Source organism: Viridibacillus arvi, from assembly GCF_001274945.1.
Classification (GTDB): domain Bacteria; phylum Bacillota; class Bacilli; order Bacillales_A; family Planococcaceae; genus Viridibacillus; species Viridibacillus arvi.
Map to the genome: position 1 here is coordinate 627329 of NZ_LILB01000001.1, position 21729 is coordinate 649057.

Below are 21729 nucleotides of genomic sequence, written 5' to 3' on the forward strand. Positions count from 1 at the left end.
GTTGAACATTTTTAGTATAACATGAAGTGTTTTTCGATTTAAAATGATTTACTTGACATTCTATTAGCTGGTTTAGTAGAAGAAGAAAAGTGAAGCTTATTCAACAATCGCTCTCGTTTGCTGAAAAGGCATTAATGAAATCTAAACCAAACAAACCATTGCCCCTGTTTGTTTTTAGTAACAAAAATTTGTCTATGTGATGCATCATAAGCTGGTAAATATTGTGGAAATAGTACTTCTACAAACCAAGAATTATTAGCTATTTCTTCTCCGCAATAATTTTTAGCCATTGCATAATAATCTTCTAGATGTGGTGACTTTGGAAGATGTGCTATGGTTTCTACTTTCCAACCTTTGTAATTTTGATTTTTATAAACTTCAGAAATAATCGTGTTCAATGCATTTATAAGACCTTTATCTGAACTCACAGGCTCCAAATTTTGCGAGTTAGGACATTTCCCATTGTTAATTAAAAATGGTACTTCCTCATCTGTTTCAGCAAATGATAATTGGGGATATATCAAAATTCCTAATATACACATGTAAATAATAACTCGTAAATGATTCATCTTTTTACCTCCTGTACAGTTATCATTCATAAGAACATATGTATATTATTTACCTCTTTATAAAATGTATAGCTGGACTCTAAAAAAACTTGTTAGCTGCATAAAAAAGGATTTTTCATGCTACTCCTAAATCGATATAATGGCCCGTTTGTTGAACACAAATTAAACAACACTATTCAACTAACCTGCCACGTTAGTTCAAGAAAGAAAAAAAGAGCTGCATATGCAACTCATTAATCTTCAAGTAAAGCACCCGTTAATTGAAGAAGTATGGAATTTTTAAAAACACCCATAATGGATAATTTTCCACTGTGTGTTATTTCTTATGATTTTTAATATCACGAATAATCCATTGTACTGCCTCTTTTAAATTTGGACACACTGCATTGGCTAATGGATCACTCTCACCAATAAAAACGGTTCTTGTACCTGCTTTTTCACCTGCCTGAATATCCGTATCAGTATCTCCAACCATATATGATTTTTCAAGATCAATTTTGTGTTTTTCTCCTAAATCTAAAATCATTTTGCTATTTGGTTTTCTACATTCACACCCAGCCTTTGGTTTATGCGGACAATAGACAACCTCATGAATCGTTGCTCCCTTTTTCTCAAGTTCAGCCACCATATAGTCATGAATTTTATGTAACTGCTTTTCCTTCATATAACCTAATCCAATTCCACCTTGATTTGTTACGACAAACACATAATCAAAATACTCATTTAAACTTTTAATTGCTTCTTCTACACCAGGTAAAAAATAAAATTGATTCGGTTCGTTTACAAATTTCACTCGATCAGTTAGTACTTCATTTATTACTCCATCTCGATCTAAAAAAACTGCTCTTTTCAATCTCATCACACCTTTAATTTTTAATATTACTTTTATTATGTTAAAAATTATCGGCTTTAAGCAGTTTTATTTCAGATATCCACTAATTTCCATAATAAAATCCATCTACTAAAAAATAATTTATAATCTTTTTTTCATTTTCTTATATCTTTCTTGTAAAAAAACTTTAATTTTACTTCAACGATAATTGTTTCAATAAGTGCAACTAACCATACAAATAGAAGACTTTAACATTTGTTATAGATTTCCTTATATTAATTGCCCCTTCTAATACCTAATTAACCTTCTCTCTACAAACCAACTGCTCCATCAATAAATTAATTCCTTATGCATTTACCCTTCGGCAATAGAAGTACCATGTTAAGTTGGATGGTATACTCTTTAATTGATTGGAAACAAAACAGTAGTAAATCACCCGATGAGTATTTAGAAGATCAAGTTTGATAATTAGGCAGCTATTAAAGAATGAAATATCATAATGTAATTTAAAAAGCGTAATTCTAGTGGAGTAACGCTTTTATTCTACAGCTACTACCCTAACTCAATAGTTGTATTTAATAAATTGTTATTCCATTAAATGGCCCGATTGTTGAACAAAAGTTAAACAACGCTCTTCAACTAATCTGTCGGGTTAGTTGAATAAAAAAAAGCCGCATAAGCAGCTCAACGAACTTTCACTAAAGCACCCGTTAGTGGAATAAGGCTCAAGTAAAGATTTGGGTTGTCGAGTAACTGGTAACTAAAAATCAAATTATATCAAATGAGGAACCCCCTTTCGTTAAAGTTAACTACGGGCAAAATCCTCCAACTATCGTGCCTTTAACCTTTGATGAGCAAGTAAGAGTGGATAAATTAATTAAAAGTCGCATTTATGAACAACCCTTAGAGTGTTTATTGACTGCACGGATGGAAAAGGATATGTTTGATTGAGATAAGTTCGTTGACACCTAACAGTTACTCATACATTAGGGGATAGCATCAAGAAAATGCGAATTTACAACGCTAAGGAAGTTTTCACCCATAAAAAAGGCCGATTTCCACTTCAAGGAATCGACTTTTTTAAATTTAGCTTGTTCAACTAAAGAGCCCTTTAATGTAAGGGGTTGCACCAATTTTTCTATACGTTCAAAGTATGGATAAAAGGTGTTAGGATTAATGCCCAGATGACTGTAAAGATGGCAGTCAGAATGTAGGATACACTGGAGGTTGTTCCCACTTTTTCCCCGATTTTAAACGCTTTTGCAGTCCCAAGTGCCTGTGCACCCAAACCATACATCATGCCGATAGACAATGGATGCTTAATGGAAAAGTGCTTAATTATAGCTGGTCCTATGAAGACACCTACAAAGCATGTCAACATACTAAAAAGAACAGTTATGGCAGGAGTCCCTCCAATGGATTCAGACAAACTGACAGCAATTGGAATGGTGACAATGCGAGGAATAATACTGAGCATATAATCCTTTCCCATTGCAAGCAGGTAAGTACATAAAATGCCAGAAACAACAGCAATCAAGGAACCGGCTGCAAGACTACATACAATCACGCGCCAATTTTTAGCCAGAAACGACCAGTTTCGATACAATGGAATGGCTAATGCAACGGTTACAACGTCTAACAATTTATTTAGTGGAAAAGTGCCATTTGCATATTCTTTGTATGGTATATCCATTATCAAAAGGAGAACAATGAGCATAATAGGAGTGAGAATGATTGGTGAAAATAACAATCCTGGTTTTTTCCGATTAATCTTTTTCGCCAAAAAATAAAAAAGGACAGTAATAACTATATAAAAAATCTTGGTAACCATTTCCTTGCTTCACCGTCTTTTCTTTCTAAAATCCTATCGGAGATGACACCTGTTGCTATCATCATAAGTGCTGTACCACTAACAACAATGAATAAAACACCTAGACCTTTGATGCCAAATATCCATGAATATTCCATAAATCCAACGACTGCGGGTATGAAAAATAACATCATCTCGGAAATAATAAGCGTAGCCCCCGCTTGCACCCAATTTAATTTAATCAAGCCTAAATGAAGACCGAAGAATAATAAAATCATCCCGATAATACTTCCTGGAATAGGTACATGAAGAAGAGAGACAATATAGTCACCGATCCAGGTAAATGCAATAATAATCCCAATTTGCAATAAAATTGTTAAGCCCTTTTTCAAGAGCAACACCTCCGAAATAGAACAATATGTAATATAGATCATTCTACTTGGAGATCCATGATTCGTAAAATATATAAAAGACATCAAAACTATTCCATGAAGTTATAGTGTTAGGTTTTTCCTTCCTGAAGATAAGTAATGAACTCCCGAACTGCATAGGAAAGATACTTATTCTTTTTATAAATCATTGCCAATTCCCAATCAACCTGAGGTGAAGTAATAGAAACAATAGTAACCTGATCCTTAAATCGGTTTGCTACCGACTTAGGAACAACAGATATCCCAAATTGTGCCGCTACCATCTCTCCAACGATATCCCATAAGGAACTTTTGTAGACTAAATTAGGTTCAAATCCCGATTGCAAACAAGCCTTCATTACCACATCATGCAGAACATATTCTTCGGTAAAAAGAATAAAGGCTTCCTCCTTTAATTCGGATAAAAGTACTGATTTTCTTTTCGACAGCCAATGATTCCTGTCAACAATGACAACTAGTACTTCTTTGAATAAGGGGATGAATCCAAACACTTCAGAGTCAACTGGTGATACGGTAATACCCACATCCACTTCCCCTTGTACTACTTTTCGTTCTAATTGTTTCCCGCTAAATTCGACCATTTGCATTTCAATTTGCGGATAACCCTTTTTAAAATCAGCCAGCACTTTCGGAAATAACATTACACCCAAAGTCGGCATTAATCCCATTTTAATGGTTCCCTTTTTTACATGAACGACTTCGTTTACAGAAGAATGGATATCCTCCATCATCTGCAAAATTTTCAATGCTTGATCATAAACAATCTTGCCCGCATCTGTCAGCTCCACTTTTCTCTCCGAACGATCTAGCAAAGTCACTTGAAGCTCCACTTCCAGGCTTTTTATCATCTTACTAATGGAAGGCTGAGATACATGTAGGCTCTCAGATGCCTTTGTAAAATTCTTTTGTTTGGCTACTTCTACAAAATATTTAAGATGTTGAATATCCATTTTAAAACTCCCCCGGTACTATAATTATAATTCCTTCCCGTCATACTAAATGGTTCCAAATTTTCATTTTGAACAACCTTCTAATTCATTATATTTTATTGTGTTCGATTCTACATAATTGGGAAGATAAGAATTAGATAAAATGAAAACTCATGATAACTTTAGCTCAATAAGAAAAGCTGCCTTTGACTTTGGCAGCTTGATCTTAACTCTTGCGCAAGTTAGTGAAAAAGTAATGAAAAAACTTTCGTCTAATAGGAAGGACTAATCTCTGTCCTTTAATGATAAATATTTATGTACAACGGCTTGAGCGAGACAAGTTGATGAATCAACAATGGAAAAATCATTGAATTTTTTATCTGTAACAACATTTAAATCTGTACATGCAATGATAGCGGTATCAATCGTTTCAGCTAATTCTGAATAGAATTCATCCCATAATTGAAGGGACTCATCGATTTGACCTTGTTTAATCTTTACTATTTTATTGAAACGGAAGAATTGAGACATAGAAGGTATTTTGATATCAGAAGTGTTGATGGTTGATTGAATTGGATTAGTTGGAACGCCGTATGCGGTGAAAGTCGCACGTACGGTGTGGACAGGGGCAAAGCTGGCTTTTGTACTACAACTGAAATTTAAAATACTGTGATACTAAATAGAGGTGTTGTAGCTATAAAAATCTTCTTACCTACTTTATTACATCAATTACTAGGGGAATGGAACTACGGTATACTTAAGCCATCCGGTACGTTTTAATGTCCTTATATCTTTAAATTCTCCATCCTTTCCGACTACAAAAAGAATATTGTTTTCAGGATAATCTTCATCTAAATAAGTCACTGAATTTTGTTCGTAAGATACCACCTGTACATTTAAAAAATACTTCCCTTCACACAACACTTTACTTTCTTTAAAATCGTTTAAAATATCACTGGCTTTCGGGATTGTATTTTTATTTTCGTAAATATTAAACTTATAATGAAAATTAATAACTGACTCATTGTTCAAAGGATACAACGATTCATTTTCATCGCTTGTTAGTGATGGTAATAATGAATTGGTGTCTATTTTTTCTTTCTTTCTAAGGTCATCAATTAGCCTTTTTTTTTGATCTTTTTCAATATTAAAATCAAGATAATAATTTTTTGAAGGTTTATCCATTAAATGATATTTTTCGATAATCTGATTGGACTCCTTGATAATTTCAGGATGTTGTTGAATATATGCTTCTTTAAATAGTTGTAAATAAACATCGTCACTTTCGTCAGGAATAAATTGATTTGTTTCTTGATTAAAGGCTAATGTGAGATTTATATGATAAGGTTTATAGATTTCTACATAACCATACTTACTTTCACCACGCTCACCATCATTTTTAGCACTTAGTATGTTGTAGTTCTTTATTCCGTAGTTTTCCAAATGATTTTCAACATTCTCTTCTACAAATTTTTTGGGAATTTCGCAGCCCGTTAACAAAAGGAACAAAAAAGCAATTATAATAGCAAGATGTATTTTAAACAATTTAAAATACATAACCAAAACCTCTCATCAATTTTGATATTATTTCCTTTTAAATTCTCCATTTCATATAGTAACACCTTCTTGCACTAAATGCCATTGATGCCTATCACTTAGGTGAACTGTATTACAAAGAGGATTTGGAGCCTCAGAAAAAGCGTGGGATTAAGCTTAAGTTCTACTAAACCTAAGACATCATATTTATCAAATTCCACTAATTCTAATATTGTTTTATTGTCTATATGCATTAGAAATCCCCCTATTTTATTTCTATTCTTATCATAATTTACCATCTCGCCTTATTCAACTAAACTGCTGCTTTAGTTGAATAGCTTAAAAGCCTATGAGGGATAAGCTTTTGACTTTATAGCATCGGTGTCCAAACCAGATTCTTTAAGTTTTTGGATACCATCCGCTTCTATTAAATCTTTTAGCTCGGTCAATACTGGGTCAAAGTCAGTATGTTTTCCCAACATGTAAGTCATTTCATACTAACGGCTTAAATGTATAATGATAATAAAGTTATTGAATTTTGATTAATAAAAACTAAGAGCCTTACTACATTCTACGTAGCAAGGCTCTTTAAAGTTGTTTACTTCTTATTGAACTAACGCATTTGTTAGTTTAAGTGTAACTCTTCACAATTACTTGATATTATATAGGTGAATAGAAAGATAAATTTAAATTTAGTTTAGTAGTTGTAAAAGTAGGTTATTTATATTATTCTCTTATAATTTTTCAAAAAGGAGAGTTTATGAAAAAGATTATTGTTTTTGTATTAACGATATTTATATTATTCTCAGGATTCGCAACACAAAGTTATGCGTTGTCAGATTCGAAATCTGTGGCAATACAAGCGTTGCTAGATGATGCCTCTCGTACATCAGGTGTGCCTGGAATGTCAATCTCAATACTTGCTAATGATGAAGTGTTCTACTTTTCTTCTGGGTATGCAGATCTTGAAAAGGGGTTGTCTGCAAGTGAAAATACACTCTATGAGTTAGCCTCGGTCAGTAAAGCTTTTACCGGTATGGGTATTATGCTGTTGGAAGAGCAAGGGCTGCTCTCAATGACTGACCCTGTCCAAAAATATTTACCTTGGTTTACTTTAAAGTATCAAGGGAAACCTGTTGATATGCAAAGCCTTACACTAAATAACTTTCTTCACCATACCAGTGGTCTAACAAATATTAGGCATACTCAAAATATTCCACAAGGCAATACACCGGATATGTTGCAAAAGACTGTGGAAATGCTCGTAGATGCTGAATTGGCGTTCCCTCCCGGTGAACAGTATAACTATGGAACCGTTAATTATGACGTATTGGGTTTGGTTATTGAGATTGTGTCGCGACAAAGCTATGAAGACTTTATGAGGGAACAGGTATTTCAGCCGTTAGGTCTTCACCAGACGTATGTTTATAAAGAAGATGCTCAAGCCACTGGACAGTTGGCACAGGGCTACCGTTCTTCCTTTTTTATGACAACTCCATTTAAAGCTCCGGATTATGCTGGGAATAAACCAGCAGGCTACATCATTTCTAATACAAAAGATATGGCGCGTTGGATGGGCATACAGATGGGTATCGTGCAGGATATACCCGAAATATTTCACACGGTTATCGAAAAATCACATAGGGGTGATATGTCTGTTTCGGCTGTCAACGATATGTATTATGCGGCAGGCTGGTCGGTAAACGCCGACCAAACGATTATAGAACACACTGGGGGCAATCCAAATTTCAGAACCGAAGTAGCCATACTGCCAAATGAACGAACAGCCGTCTGCTTGCTGAGCAACGGCGCAAATACCAATATAAACCTGGTACTAAAAGTTAAAGATATATTAGACGGCAATCTAACTCAGTCATATGAAATAAGCGGCACACAGCTTTTGGATATCATTTTATCGTCTATCACTATTATTCTTTGCCTATTGGCCGTTCTGCTATTTCTCTTAGGATTACGCAGAAGGAAAACGAATGAGCGGCAGCCAATGACAAAAAAGAGAATTATCGTAACAGTTATTTTCCTGATCGCTACAATTGCCCTGGGTATACTGTGCTGTGCTTTCGATTGGTCAACGATACTTATTTGGCAAACATATAGTGTTCTTACAGCTTTGATTTCGTCAGCATTATTAACAGCAAGCATTACATGGTTTGTATACACTCACCGATAAAATGCCTCGCTCCCAAGATAAACATAATGTTAAGTAATTAAATTTCAATTTATCGGTATGCTAATTTGAAAAACATAAGACACTTCGGTGTCTTTTTTAATATCATCTACAATTTTCCCAGTCAACCTAATTATTATTGCTTCCACTAACCTGCTCCGTACGTGGAATAAGAATTTTTAAACAATTATATTATTTTTTAAATGACTTTATTGTAAATTAAACAACTTTATTATTTCTGCACACCCGTTAGTTCAAGAAAGAAAAAAAGAGCTGCATATGCAACTCAATGATCTTCAAGTAAAGCACCCTATAGTTTAAGTACATCCTTTCACAAACTCTCATATTTTTTTGGAATTAATTTTATTTTGCTGAATTAAAAACAAAAAAACACCTATCAGGACAAAGAAACCACCAATAATTTGTAAGGTGACAATAGGTTCACCTAAAAGAATTACTGCTAAAATGGTTGCTCCAATTGGCTCACCTAAGATACTCATAGATATAGTTGTTGTGTTTACATAGTTCAATAAAAAATTATAAATAACGTGCGCAATAGTAGGGAAAATTGCTAATAATATAAAAATACCCCACTCTTTTGAATCATATCCGATAATAGGAAAACCAAAGATGACATTATAGATATTTAATGAGATTGCTGCAAATAAGAAAACGAAGAAACTATATACCCAATGAGAAATACGTTTTACGTTATTTTGTCCAATTAATAAATAACCCACAATTGCTATAACACTTAAGAAAGATAATATGTCTCCTATAATGACTGATTTATTACTATGTCCGAAATCACCCCACCCTACCATAACTACACCTATGATAGATATTCCGATAGCTAGGATAGTTGAAAAATTGGTTCTCTCTTTGTAGATTAAAAATCCTCCTAATAAAGCTATAATTGGCTGTAAACAAAGAATAATTGTTGAGCTAGCTACAGTTGTAAGTTTCAAGGAGCCAAACCATAAAGCAAAATGTAATGCTAAAAAAACACCAGCAATAAATAAAAGTAACCAATCCTTTTTGGATAGCTTTAATAATTGTTTTCTATTTATATATGCCATAGGTAATAATAATACACAGGCTAAATACATTCGATACATACTTAATATTGTAGACGGTGCGTACGACCATTTAACAAAGATTGCCGCAAAAGATATTGCGATGACTGAAATCAAAAGAAGAATTCCAACAGATTTTTTCATATTTCCCCTCCAACTAGTTAAAATATATCTTTGTCATCATTTTAATTTGTGCTTTTTCGCAACCCCTTAAAATAGATATTCTCTATACCTTCTAATATTCTCTTTATGGTATAGCCTTGATGAAGTAGTTGTTCATCCACGTTATTTAATGTTCCTAAGATTGCTTCAACTGTAAATGGAACATCAACATCAGTAATTTCACCCTTTTCAACAGCTTCTAACAATAATTCAGTACATATTTTCCGCATCCATTGATATAGAGGGGATTGAATGGGACGATAGTTTGTAGATGCCCTTGTAACTTCACATATCCAATCAACTCTAAACTCTAGATAAGATACAAACTTTATAATGACTTGATATAGTTTATCTAATGATGAAAGATTCTCATTGGTATTGCTTAGATAATATTGAGTATCATCAATCAATACCTGGCATTCTTCACGTACTATATCTGCACAAATATCACTGAGTTTATTATATTGTCTATATAAACTAGCTTGACCGACTTTTGCAGTTAGAGCAATTTGATGCATGTTTACGCTTTCGACACCTTTTTGAATAAATAGCTCCTTAGCAGCGTTTAAAATTTTTCTTTTTGTAATCTCTTTTCTAGGTTTTTTTTCTGGTATTTCATTCAATTTTCTGCCTCCTAACAATAATCGGACAATTTGTCCGTTTTGGTTATCCCTATATTATAATCCTGATTAATTTCAGTCAACTATTTTATGATTTTAGAGTACTCTTCAACTAATCTGCTCCGTTATTTCAATAAAAAAAGAGCTGCATATGCAACTCAATGATCTTCAAGTAAAGCACCCGTTAGTTGAATAATAAGTTGAGTGTTTTATTAAGTAAATTCATGCCCAACAAATTCGAAATAAGTTGGTTTTGGTATGCTTAACCCACTCTCTACCTCAAAACAACCCCTGATTTCACCTCGTCCAAATTATCCTTAAATTGGTAATACAAACTCTCCTAACGAATTCCTTTAGAAACAATTACGGAACTTACGTTCTGTTCTTGTTCAAGTAGTTTTTTGTGAAAAAAATTATTTTATACACTTTCATTGACTAAAACTCAATAAAAGTGTAATATTACACGATAAGAGAGGAAATGATGTACTGTCATCGAAAATAATTTTACACAAGAAAAAATATCTGGAATTGTTGGTTTATCAAAGAAAACACTGATCGAAATTGAAAAAGGTAGAAGCTCCCTCACATGGGCAGGTGCAGTTTGTATTGCAACAATTTTTGAACACAGTGAAGTAATTCAGACGACATTCGGCGGGGATAAAATACAACAAAATATTATTTCTCAACATCATAGAATCCTGGATAAAGAGAATCATAGAATATGTTGTTCATTCGAATTAGATGAAATCGAATTAAGATTTAAAGAAATAGCAAATAATTAACAGCGAAGGGAACCAAATAATTATGAAAAAAAAAATCATCACATCATTAGCTATCCTTATATCAATAGGAGGATTATCAACTGCATTTGCATGTACAAAAATTGATAATTATCAAGGTGAGCTAGCTCAATCTAAAACAATTAATCCAGATATCTCAAGCTCGAAAACTGAAAACTATCAATATGAGATAGCGCATTTTAAAACAATTAATCCAGATATTTCAAGCTCAGAAGTGGAGTCACTGATGAAACTAAGAGAACAAGTAGATGAAATTTCTAAACAATCAGAGAAATTAGAACTTGAATATGGGATTCTTGTTGATAACACAAAAAATCCAAATAAAGAACCGAAAAATCCTGAAGAATTAACAGAAGAGCAACGTAACAAACTTTCTCAGTTAAGTGATAAATTTTGGAATGGAGAGTTAGAGTTTTTAGAGGCTACATATAAAGCTGGTCTTATAAAAGAAGATGATTATAAAATAGATAAGAAAAGTTTCGAATACGCAAGAGATAACAATTAATTAACTTGTTTTACATGAACTTTTAAATACTTAAATAAATGAATAGCCTAAAAAGACTGAGGTGGAAAATCAAGTAAAATATACCCTGTAAGATAGACACTAAAAAAATCTCTCTTACAGGGTACTTTTATTTATAAAGAATATAAACGTAACCAACCTTCTTCATATTTGTCTTGATAATTAATGATTTCCATAACTCTTTCCTCCGTTCCATTCCTTAATTTAGTTACTTCGACTTACTGTCAAATAATCCTTCTTTTTGAACTAACCTGCCCCGTTAGCCAGTTTCTTAGTTGCTCCGATGTTTGTTCATACTCTTCTATTACCGAAATCATATGCGAATTATTGTATTTCATTACTTTGCATTTGCACCAAGTCTTCTTTTTCCTCCCACAATAAAAAGGACATAAATATTGTATTTATCACTCCAATTAATCCATAACACCATAATGGTAATTTAATAATTTCATACCAAGTTATATTTATTAGGTACATACCGATAACTATAAACAATGAATTAATAATAAAGGTAAATAAGACTTTTTTAGCTACAAACAAGGTGTTTAAATTCCAAATAGAAACAATTAAAGAAGCAATGCTCGCCATAGTCAAAGACATTATCGCAATTGAGCGTAAACTTTGTTGCTGATGAAAAACTTCAGGCGTAGAAAAGAAATTATTAAACATATTTGTAATAAAATAAAACCCAGATAAATAGATAGAACTAACTAAAAATGCGATAGGAATCCATTTCAAATATATAATACCCCATTTTTTACTTTTACTTGATTTCTTTCTTCTTTCTTGTATAGATTCAGCAAGAGGCATAATGACCATAATTAATCCAAGTAAATACAAATCAGGTTGAGGTAATTTTCCTTTATAGATGTCCAATAAGAAAAGGAAAGCCTCTTTCATTTCAATTAACATTAAATTATCAAACCTTTCATTATGTATTACCTGTTTATACGTAAATGATTTGAATTTGTTTCAAAAAACATAATTATTTTCCATATAAATAGAGTCTCGTAATGATTCTTATCGAAAAAGGAGATGTTTAATTTGATTCTCATTGAACTTACCTGACCTTAAGTATCTCTCCTTTATACTTTTCTATGATTTTAGTTAATTTAATAAAAAAAGAACCTGACTTTATTATAAAATTGGAAAACTGAATTTAGTAAAAGATTAAATGTCCCTTCTGCTAACGAGCATTTTGTTTCTAAAGACACAAAGTTCAATAAGAAAAATGCTCTACTTCTTATTGAAGTAAAGCACTCGTTAGTTTAAGTACAATGTTTCACAAATTGATAACTTCCTTGGAATTTAATACAACAAAAAGGTTCTAAAACCAAAGCCTTTTTGGTTAAATTCACCTTTTAAATCCACTTTTGAATGAATAATCTGACCTGTAATCCAATCTGCTTCATCGCTCACTAGAAATTTAATAGTTTTTGCAACATCTCTCGGTTTTCCTATTCTACCGAAAGGAAACATCGGTTTTAATTCATTTTTTATTTCTTCTGTCATCCAACCTGTATCAGTTGGACCTGGATTTAATGCATTAACCGTTATTCCTAAAGGGGCTAGTTCAGCCGACAACGTAATAGTTAAAGCATCAACTGCTCCTTTTGTTGTTGCATATGCTAATTCGCCAGGTATTGGTCCTTGAAACTGACCTGAAGTAATATTGACTATTCTTCCACCTGATTTCTTATCAAACCTTTGAGCAAATCTACTACTTAATAGTGTCGTTGCACGCACATTTACCATGTAATGTTTATCTAATTCTTCGGCAGTTAAATTAGAAAAATCGTTGTTAGTTGAGTATGCTGCGTTATTAATCAAGATATCAGGACAACCAAGTTGTTCAGAAACTTTATTTATAAGTTGTTCAGGTGCATCATGTTGAGTTAAATCCAACTCCATAAATGATACCTTAATACCTTTTTTATTAATTCTTCTTTTAATTTAATGGGTTCATCTAATTCAATGCTCCAAGGCATTTTTTTATCATATTCCGTCCAATAAGTAAAAATATATGATAACCCGAATCAGCTAACTCCTTACAAATAGCAGCTCCAATCCCTTTCAGACGGCTTACACCCGTAACAATCGCAACCTTCCCTTTTAATTGGTCCATTATCATCTCTCCCATACCTAATATTACTTTACCATGATTAACCAAATTACTTATTGAAGTAAAGCCCCCGCTAGTTTAAGTGAATCTCTGTTCCTATTAATGACAATTATTCATAATATAAATTACGGTTTATTGAGTGACGTTCATACTTTCTAAGATTTTTACTACTTCTTCAGTTGGAATTTTCATATCATCATTTATCCATTTTCGAATTGCTTCAATGATTCCTCCTGTCGAATATGTGAAAAAATATTCTAAATGAGTCTCATCAGCATTTGGTAAGTGTTTTTTTATTTCTGCAATTGTTATATCATGAACAGAATTCAAAATAGTATTTAGTACATGAGAGCTATTTTTTTCATTAAAAATGATTTTACAGAGCTCCTTATTTATAAGTATCAATTTTAAAAGTTCATTAAGTATATTTTGTTCTTCTGTAATATTAATTGCACTCATCATTTTCTCTATCATTTCTTCTTCAATACTTCTCATTAAATCGAATGGATCATTGTAATAAGAATAAAAAGTTCCACGATTAATATCTGCTTCTTTGCAAATATCCGTAACAGTAATTTTATTTAAGTTTTTTTCTTGTAGTAGCAGTAAAAAAGCCTCTATAATCACCTTTTTACTATACAATGTTCTTCGGTTTCCTGTTGTACCAACCACGTTTTCCCCTCCCACTTATTAACCAATTCTCTTTAATATGTTTTTAAATAAACAAAATAATAACAAATGATAATTTAATAACACATGTTTTCATTTTGCATATTGTTCCCTTCAATTAGCTTTAATATACTAATTCTACTCCATTAAATCAACAAGGTGTTCAAATAATAACTTGTCGTTTTGTTAAATAATATTGTTCCTCTCTCGACATATGATCAGCCATTGAAGCTGTAAATGTCCCTAATATTTCAGCACTTAGCTCCATTTCCTCTAACTCTCGTAAAAAGGTTTTAAATAATGTCATTTCTATTGATACTTCTTTATTAAAACGCGTTAATGCTGGAAATGAGTGTATGTTAGAACGCAAATAACCTGTTAGTTCTACTGCCTTTAAATAAAATTGTTCAAAATGTTGATTAAAAGTATTGCTCTTTTGTTTCAATCGTTTTTCTACTCCATCTAAATCATCATTAATGATCCCTGCATGTCCTGATGCATCTAAAAGCCAGATTAAATGATGATGTAGTTCATGAAAAATAGGAGGGATTTGACCTTTTTTTAGATAACCGAGAACATTTTGATACTCCTCTAATTCATTAATCATATGATTTACAAAAGTTGGCGTTAAATGAATACCAATATTGCCTGACAATTGGTGTCTTAAAATTTGAAATTTAAATTGCTTGAACTGTTCAACCACCTCATCGACTGTAAGAGAGAAGGTAACTGTTTCATTGGAGGCATTTAGTGAATTGGAAACAGTTAAAAGCTGGGAAAATTGATGAATGAATGAATTTGCTACTTTAATATTCTCAGTCTCCGATGGATACAGAGAATCATGAATAAATTGACCATGATCTTTTAATATTTCTAGCCAAAAGTTATGTTCAAATACTGCTTGCTGTACATAATTTAACAACCATTCTCATCCCCTTTACTTCTTCATGCTTTTCCATTCTATTCTTCTTTAATATCTAATATTAATCACTTCAAATTAAACTTTCCTATCCTAATTGAATAAAAAAAGAGCTGTATAAACAGCTCTAAGATCTTATCCTAAATTTAAGCCATACGCATTAACGCCGCATTTGCAACTTGTTTACTGAAAGTTCCCGATGCATACGTAGCAACAAATACTTCGTAAATAATACATTAAAAATAAAGAAAGGCATTGGAAAGGGTTTAAATGCCTGTTAGGTTCCAATGCAGTTTTTATTTATGCTATTTATTAATTAAATCACAAATGTATCAATGAAGATATTAAAAGAATTTAACTGCTCTGAACATGGGGAATAACCCCATCTCTATTACCATTACTTACCCACGACCAGCTTGGAAAGATGGATATAAAGTCATTCCACCATCAGCAAATAGAGTGATCCCTGTTACATAACTAGCTTGGGATGAAGCAAGCCATGCTGCTGCAGCAGCAATCTCCTCTGGTTTTCCGATATAACCCATTGGAACCATACTTTCAACATCTGCACGTTTTTTAGGATCGGCAAATTTCTCAGCATTAATAGGTGTATTGATCGCGCCTGGACCGATATTATTGACACGAATTCCTTTTGGGGCATATTCTAAAGCTAATGTTTGTGTCATCAGTTTAATGCCACCTTTACTAGCTGCATAATGCACGAACAAAGGCCAAGGAATTTTCTCATGAACACTGGACATATTGATCACTGTACCTTTAATATCATGTTCGACGAAGTATTTAATCGCTTCTCTACTTCCTAAAAATGCACCTGTTAAATTCGTATTGATTATTTTATTCCAATCTTTAAGCGGCATTTCATGTGAGGTTACTGGATTTTCTATACCAGCGTTATTAATCATCACATCGAGGGTTCCAAACTTATCTACAGCAGTTTGAACGAGATTGATGACATCCCCTTCAACTGACACATCTCCTTTTACAGCTATGGCTTCCCCACCTGCTTTTTTCACTCCTTCAACAACAGCAATTGCATCTTTTTCATTTGAACGAAAATTAACGATAACTTTTGCTTTCTCCTCGCCAAAGCGTAATGCCATTGCTTTTCCTAATCCTGTTGAAGCACCTGTAATAACAACAACTTTTCCTTCTAAATCTGGATACATCTTAAGTCCTCCTTTTTATACTTTCGCCATTCCTAACATAATTCCAGCAGCGACTATAAAAATAATCCCAATGAAAATTGCTATAAGTTGCCGTTTTGTTTTTTTCTCACCTATGATATAAATACCACCTAAAGTTGAAATTACGATCCCCATTTGGGAAAGAGAAAAACTTGTGGCTACTCCTACACGTGGCTGAGAGATAAATAAAAACATATTCCCTGCAGCCCAAACTAAACCGGGAATAATATTACGTATCGCATATTTATTAAATGGTTTATGTTTAAATGTTAATAAAATTCCACCTATGACCATTCCGATTGCTTGTGGTAATAGAGCAGACCATCCATTTACATCAAATAAGCGGATGACCACCACATAAACCAAATAACCTAAAGTAGAAACGAGTAAAATTAAAATTCCTTTTCTTAAATTTTTTCCTTGTTCTTCTTTTTTCTCTTCTGGATTTGGCAGCGACGTGAGAACGATACCAATCAAAATACTAATAAGTGCAAGGATACCTAAGATAACGGATATTGTAGTCGACCATTCATGAAAGACAATGACCCCAAATAATGTTGTTGAGACCAGCTGTAGACCTGTTGAAATGGGCATTGTTTTAGAAACTCCCATTAAATCAATACTTTTCAGTTGATTTGCTTGCCCTAATGCCCAAAAAAGGCCTGATACAATTCCGACTCCCAAAACTACAGGTGTCAACACAGGTTTAACAACAAAATAAACTCCTATGGAGAAGAGAAGTGCACCAATTGTTGTTCCAAGCACTTGACTATAGGGACCACCACCAAGCTTGACATTAAAGAGCACAATACTTCCCCAAAAAAGAGCTGGTAAAATCGCTAGGAGGATATCCATCTTTTACTCCCCTATCTAAAGTGAATTTTTTCTCTAATACCGTTATTGATTGGCCTTTTTCACCTATTCTGCAATAGTAACTGTACGTTTAGCTTGATGTTTTACAGCCGCTTGTACATCTTCAACCATTTTTTTATCCTGATTAACTGTTACACTCGTCCATATGGGTTTCCACCTGCTCCAAATAAGACAGTATCCGTATAATCAGGAGCAGCAACAATGGCCCCCCAATGGTACATAGATGTATATAAAGATAAAATAGTAGCTTCTTGTCCGCCATGCGGACTTTGTGCAGAGGTCATCGCACTCACAACAGAAGTAATTTCTTATCTCAGATGATCCATCAGGTCCTACTGTTTTATAATTAACATTCCCTTACTAATATGAAAAATACGTTATTTTTATATTTTGAATGATACTTTGAAGTATTAATTTGATAGCAACCGAAGGTACCCGTTCTGCACTGACATTTCTCTTTATTTCCTGATAGTTTTTATAGCAACCATACTCCAGAAAGCGAATGCATCCGTATTTAAATGCACTACTGTATCTAAAGAGTTTTTCCTCCATAAAAAAACCAGTTCCGTTAAGGTACTGGCTTTGTATATATCGTATACATACATTACTTGAAAACTTTCATTCGCTCTTCAAGTGGTCGGAATTCTTTTTCACCTGGTGTTACCGTCGGATTGCCAAAGGGCATTTGCGCAATAAGCTTCCAATTATCAGGAATATTCCATTCACATTTCACTTCATCATCAATTAGTGGATTATAATGTTGTAAAGAAGCTCCTAATCCCACTCCTTCCAATCCTGCCCACACAACTAATTGGTGCATACCTGATGCTTGATTTGACCAAATTGGAAAGTTCTCAGCATATGCAGCAAATTGCTCTTGAAGCGATTTAACTACAGCTTCATCTTCTAAGAATAAAACTGTGCCATAACCTGCTTTAAAGGAATCCATTTTTTGTTGAGTTCCTGAAAAATCACTATCTCCAACTACTTTTCTTAACGTTTCACTTGTGATATCCCATAATTTATTATGTGCCGCACCTGATAATACAACAATACGTGCAGTTTGAGAGTTGAATGCTGACGGAGTATATTTCACAGCAAATTCTACAATTTCTTTAATTCTTTCATCCGATATTTTTACCTCTTTATTAATTCCATAATAAGTACGTCTTTCTTTAAGTGTAGTGTAGAAATCTTTAGTCATAATTTCCTACCTCTTAATACTGTAGTTGTTGTTTACACACATTGCATCTGTCGCTTAGATATTTACAAAATTTTTTAGTAAAAAGATTTGAAAGTAATATGCTTCAGTTTAGTGTTCCTAAAAATATGTTATCCAAACAAACGTTAGAGTATTCAAGTAGTGGATTTAAAATAAATTCAATATTTTTTGTATTGAGACCAGTTGAGTTTTCACGTAAGGTTAATCCCGCTAGTTTGATAAGTTGGCGTGGATTTTCATAAAGTGAAAGCACCCTACTTCTGAAAGTAAATCAACAATCGTCACGTCTCCTAACCTGGAACTGATGCAAGTAGATCATATTCCATCGTTGTTTTAGCCATTTCGGCTAATTAATTATTTAAAGATTCAATTTCGCTCTCTAATAAACGATATGCGATACTGATGTAAGAGAGTGGCGATTAGTCCAATAGAGTTAACTGCGGAACTCTCATCCCCTTTACCTGACGGTAGAGAACAACAAGCTGTTCAGCATATTTCTGTTTAATTTTCTGTGGCAACGGAGTCATTTCAAGGGTGGCAAGTTCCATCTTACCAAAAGACAGAAAGACTTGAGTAAAATCTGGAAAGTAATGATCGCCAACGGCGGTGGTCCTTGTGGATTATCAACGGGTCTTGCCCTTCAAGTAAAAGGACTTTCTTATGTATTTATTGAAAAAGAGGCGATTAGTCAAATGTCCATTACAAATGACTTTTTAAGAATTGGCAACATTCCTTACGAAGCGAAGATGATTGTTTGCAACAGGAATTTTCGATACGTCTAGACAACTAGGGATAGAGGGAGATGATTAAGCGAAAGTATCGTATTACTATAAAGAAGGTCACCTCTATTATGATCAACAGGTTATAGTTATAAGGGGAAAAAATTCAGCTATTGAAGCTGCTATTGATCTTTATCATAACGGAGTACATGTAACACATGTGCATCGTGGAGAAACTGTCTTAGAAGGGAGTAAAACATCTTTGTTATTAGATATGCGTAATCTTCTAAAAAAAGGAGGAATTGATTTCTATCTCAATTCTAGTATTGCTTCTATTGAGGTATCAAACACTCGCATAAAATCTCCGCAAATGAAATTGCCAAACGTCTGTCCAGTTTTCAAAGTAAATAATGAGTTAAGTTTTTTATTGAATAAATTAATTGCCCTGATTAACAGGTATACCAGCTAATCGCATCTCAATAGCTTTTATTTTCAATTCACTATACCCGAATTCGTTCGAAGATGCTTTTTTATTTTTCTATACTTTTGGGGTCAGTCCCAATCTCCCTATAATATTGAGGATGTTTTTCTATGTCGATTAAGGTGAGGATTAGGCAGTAGCAATGGGATGAAGTTTTCCATCAAGCGCAAAGGAAACTCTGCCCGTCTCTTCAGACACGACCAGGACAAGGGCATCACTTTGCTCCGTTAAACCTAGTGCAGCACGGTGACGGGTGCCGAGCTTTTTCTCACTTATAACCGCTTTTGTTAAGGGAAGGACATTTGCTGCTGAAACGATTTGATTACCACAAATCAACACGGCTCCATCATGAAGAGGGGTTCCAGGATAAAAGATGGCCTCTAACAATGCTGGGGTTAATGTAGCCCCAATGGCTGTTCCTTTCAGAATGAAAGAATCAAGAGGATCGCGCCGTTGAACCACGATTAATGCACCATGCCGGAGATCAGAAAGTCGTTTAACACAGACGGCTAGGTCTACATATTTATCTGTAAAAGCTGATAAATAACAGTTTAAATAAAAGGAAGCAGCGACTGACTCCATTTGAATAAATTTATTTTTTATTTCCTCCAGTTTACCTAGTAAACAATTGTTTTCGTTACCTAAATTACCTAGATTATCTAAGCTTTGTTGTAGTTCAATAGTTATTTGTTGTATCCCTTTAGACAATTGCTGTTTCATTGGGGAAACGTCGCAATTAGGTTTGTTCATATATAACAACTCCATTCACTCTGAAAATCATAGGTAGTCAAAACATAAGGAAACTGAGGAATACCAGGTATTGGTAAAGTAGGCACAATAGAATTAGCAGTATTTTATTGTTGCTCTATCTCTATATAAAGGGGCGTCAGGACTTGGCGGAACATTTATCCGATTGGAGGAACCTCTCTTATAATATAGGCTTTTTTAAAGAAAATATTCATCATGCATTAGCAATAATATCGAGTCTACTTTCAAGATAACAAAGAACATCAATACGGCCAAATTTTTCTTCCACTTCTTTATCGAATTAAGGAAAATTCAACATATTTATCCTGGAGATTTCATCAAAAAAGGGGTTTAATCTTATATTAAATTACTTAGTTATTTTTGTTATTACGACGATTTTGGTTATCATTGAAGTTGTTACTATGCTGTTTGCTGCGCGCTTCTAAGGCAGATTAAAGGAAAGTCATTGTTTTTCATTTAATACTATTTGGCCCTTGTCTGATTTCAATTGGAGACGCCCTCTTATTTAATAGAGATAACCTAGAAAATCTAAGTCTCCTTCAGTCCATTCCTTCATACCAATTTTCTTAATCATTAATTCACGTATTTCTTCATAGCCTATGCCCAGAATAGTTTGATTTCTATCATCAATTTTCAACCATTTACATTTGTTTTTAACTGTTTTGAAGCCGTTCTTTAAATATAATGTCTTATTGTCGGCAAATAAAAGCAAAAATTCAATATCCTTCTTTACACAGTATTTATCAATTTCTGATAGTAAAAGTGATGCTATTCCTTTTGAGCGGAATTCTCTTGAAACACATAAGTCTATTATCCCTAATACTTTTATAGGTTCTCCATTAAGATTCATAACTCGATAATCTAACCCAACCTGTGCAAGAAGATGTTTCTCCTCATTAAAAGCTAAGAATCTAAAATGAGGCATTTGTTTAAAATAAATCCTATTATTTGGATATATACCCTGAAAACTCTCAATCAATAACTCTTGAATATTTTCAGACAGTTCATTATCAATTTCGCACTCTATGACTTTTTTAATCTTCAAATTCTCTTCATTCTTTATCATAAATAAAAAATCCTTTCTTTAGCTATCCTTCTTTTAGTAAACTATAGTTATTTTTCGAATCAGTTTTCACAGCTATGTCAGTTTTCAATAATGTAAATCCTTTCTTCAACTAACCTGCCTCTTTAGTTGAATATGAAAAACATACTAACATTAGTAGTACAAACCATGGCCATGGTTTGTGCTACTATTTTTTTATAGTAGAAGTGAAGGAA

At 33.3% G+C, this 21729-nt stretch carries 20 protein-coding genes and 5 pseudogenes; 5 read left to right on the forward strand and 20 right to left on the reverse strand.

The annotated features are described in order from the left end of the window. Positions 1–131: 131 nt before the first annotated feature. The 7 genes and pseudogenes from AMD00_RS02965 to AMD00_RS02995 all read right to left on the reverse strand — a co-directional run bounded on the left by AMD00_RS02965 (position 132) and on the right by AMD00_RS02995 (position 6128). On the reverse strand, positions 132–569 hold the full coding sequence (locus AMD00_RS02965) for a hypothetical protein (protein WP_053415594.1): 438 nt from the start codon (positions 567–569) through the stop codon (positions 132–134). Between the two features lie 316 nt (positions 570–885). Further along, entirely contained in the window at positions 886–1422 is a 537-nt protein-coding gene (locus AMD00_RS02970) for a D-glycero-alpha-D-manno-heptose-1,7-bisphosphate 7-phosphatase (protein ID WP_053415595.1), read from the reverse strand. Positions 1423–2539: 1117 nt separating this feature from the next. Then, complete coding sequence (locus AMD00_RS02975; protein WP_053415596.1) at positions 2540–3232, reverse strand: LrgB family protein; 693 nt, start codon at positions 3230–3232, stop codon at positions 2540–2542. After that, on the reverse strand, positions 3208–3603 hold the full coding sequence (locus AMD00_RS02980) for a CidA/LrgA family protein (RefSeq protein WP_053415597.1): 396 nt from the start codon (positions 3601–3603) through the stop codon (positions 3208–3210). The genes AMD00_RS02975 and AMD00_RS02980 overlap by 25 nt, the downstream gene beginning before the upstream one ends. Positions 3604–3713: 110 nt before the next feature. Further along, positions 3714–4592, reverse strand: a complete 879-nt coding sequence (locus tag AMD00_RS02985) for a LysR family transcriptional regulator (protein WP_053415598.1) — start codon at positions 4590–4592, stop codon at positions 3714–3716. A 264-nt stretch (positions 4593–4856) separates the two neighbouring features. After that, positions 4857–5075: pseudogene (locus AMD00_RS02990) on the reverse strand (amino-acid racemase); the annotation flags it as partial. 228 nt (positions 5076–5303) lie between these two features. Next, entirely contained in the window at positions 5304–6128 is an 825-nt protein-coding gene (locus AMD00_RS02995) for an RNA-binding protein (protein ID WP_053415600.1), read from the reverse strand. A 739-nt stretch (positions 6129–6867) separates the two neighbouring features. Between AMD00_RS02995 and AMD00_RS03000 the strand changes: the two genes are divergently transcribed. Further along, positions 6868–8295 carry a serine hydrolase domain-containing protein gene (locus AMD00_RS03000; protein WP_053415601.1) on the forward strand — a complete coding sequence of 476 codons (1428 nt, stop codon included), beginning with the start codon at positions 6868–6870 and terminating at the stop codon, positions 8293–8295. 338 nt (positions 8296–8633) lie between these two features. On the opposite strand, the gene AMD00_RS03005 is transcribed toward AMD00_RS03000, so the two are convergent. Beyond that, positions 8634–9512, reverse strand: a complete 879-nt coding sequence (locus tag AMD00_RS03005; protein WP_053415602.1) for a DMT family transporter — start codon at positions 9510–9512, stop codon at positions 8634–8636. Between the two features lie 41 nt (positions 9513–9553). Then, complete coding sequence (locus tag AMD00_RS03010; RefSeq protein WP_053415603.1) at positions 9554–10153, reverse strand: TetR/AcrR family transcriptional regulator; 600 nt, start codon at positions 10151–10153, stop codon at positions 9554–9556. Positions 10154–10641: 488 nt separating this feature from the next. Here AMD00_RS03010 and AMD00_RS23835 point away from each other — a divergent pair, with 488 nt between their 5' ends. Next, entirely contained in the window at positions 10642–10932 is a 291-nt protein-coding gene (locus tag AMD00_RS23835; RefSeq protein WP_083446173.1) for a helix-turn-helix domain-containing protein, read from the forward strand. Between the two features lie 22 nt (positions 10933–10954). Then, on the forward strand, positions 10955–11455 hold the full coding sequence (locus AMD00_RS03015; RefSeq protein WP_053415604.1) for a hypothetical protein: 501 nt from the start codon (positions 10955–10957) through the stop codon (positions 11453–11455). 342 nt (positions 11456–11797) lie between these two features. Here AMD00_RS03015 and AMD00_RS03020 read toward each other — a convergent pair whose 3' ends face one another. The 9 genes and pseudogenes from AMD00_RS03020 to AMD00_RS03055 all read right to left on the reverse strand — a co-directional run bounded on the left by AMD00_RS03020 (position 11798) and on the right by AMD00_RS03055 (position 18465). Further along, complete coding sequence (locus tag AMD00_RS03020; RefSeq protein WP_053415605.1) at positions 11798–12385, reverse strand: hypothetical protein; 588 nt, start codon at positions 12383–12385, stop codon at positions 11798–11800. 442 nt (positions 12386–12827) lie between these two features. Further along, positions 12828–13598 (reverse strand): annotated as a pseudogene (locus AMD00_RS03025) (SDR family oxidoreductase). A gap of 129 nt (positions 13599–13727) precedes the next feature. After that, positions 13728–14267: a TetR/AcrR family transcriptional regulator gene (locus tag AMD00_RS03030; RefSeq protein ID WP_053415606.1), complete on the reverse strand. Its 540-nt coding sequence runs from the start codon at positions 14265–14267 to the stop codon at positions 13728–13730. A gap of 160 nt (positions 14268–14427) precedes the next feature. After that, positions 14428–15186, reverse strand: coding sequence for a DUF2935 domain-containing protein (locus AMD00_RS03035; RefSeq protein ID WP_053415607.1), 759 nt, complete (start codon positions 15184–15186; stop codon positions 14428–14430). Positions 15187–15332: 146 nt separating this feature from the next. Next, positions 15333–15410: pseudogene (locus AMD00_RS23430) on the reverse strand (isochorismate family cysteine hydrolase YcaC); the annotation flags it as partial. Positions 15411–15584: 174 nt separating this feature from the next. Next, the gene (gdh, locus tag AMD00_RS03040; protein ID WP_053415608.1) at positions 15585–16370 is read right to left on the reverse strand and encodes a glucose 1-dehydrogenase; all 786 of its coding nucleotides are present in this window, start codon (positions 16368–16370) and stop codon (positions 15585–15587) included. 15 nt (positions 16371–16385) lie between these two features. Next, complete coding sequence (locus tag AMD00_RS03045; RefSeq protein WP_053415609.1) at positions 16386–17243, reverse strand: RhaT/GlcU family sugar-proton symporter; 858 nt, start codon at positions 17241–17243, stop codon at positions 16386–16388. Positions 17244–17306: 63 nt separating this feature from the next. Beyond that, positions 17307–17566: pseudogene (locus AMD00_RS03050) on the reverse strand (NAD(P)H:quinone oxidoreductase, type IV); the annotation flags it as partial. A gap of 299 nt (positions 17567–17865) precedes the next feature. Beyond that, positions 17866–18465 carry a nitroreductase family protein gene (locus AMD00_RS03055; RefSeq protein ID WP_053415610.1) on the reverse strand — a complete coding sequence of 200 codons (600 nt, stop codon included), beginning with the start codon at positions 18463–18465 and terminating at the stop codon, positions 17866–17868. Between the two features lie 587 nt (positions 18466–19052). On the opposite strand from AMD00_RS03055, the gene AMD00_RS03060 reads away from it, so the two are divergent. Next, a complete protein-coding gene (locus AMD00_RS03060) occupies positions 19053–19265 on the forward strand; it encodes a hypothetical protein (protein ID WP_053415611.1) in 213 nt (70 codons plus the stop codon). A gap of 43 nt (positions 19266–19308) precedes the next feature. Next, a pseudogene (locus tag AMD00_RS24245) lies at positions 19309–19671 on the forward strand (NAD(P)-binding domain-containing protein); the annotation flags it as partial. 141 nt (positions 19672–19812) lie between these two features. Here AMD00_RS24245 and cdaS read toward each other — a convergent pair. Together cdaS and AMD00_RS03070 are read right to left on the reverse strand one after the other, a co-directional pair. Beyond that, positions 19813–20433: a sporulation-specific diadenylate cyclase CdaS gene (gene cdaS / locus AMD00_RS03065; RefSeq protein ID WP_053415612.1), complete on the reverse strand. Its 621-nt coding sequence runs from the start codon at positions 20431–20433 to the stop codon at positions 19813–19815. 523 nt (positions 20434–20956) lie between these two features. Beyond that, complete coding sequence (locus AMD00_RS03070; RefSeq protein ID WP_083446085.1) at positions 20957–21517, reverse strand: GNAT family N-acetyltransferase; 561 nt, start codon at positions 21515–21517, stop codon at positions 20957–20959. Between the last annotated feature and the right edge of the window lie 212 nt (positions 21518–21729).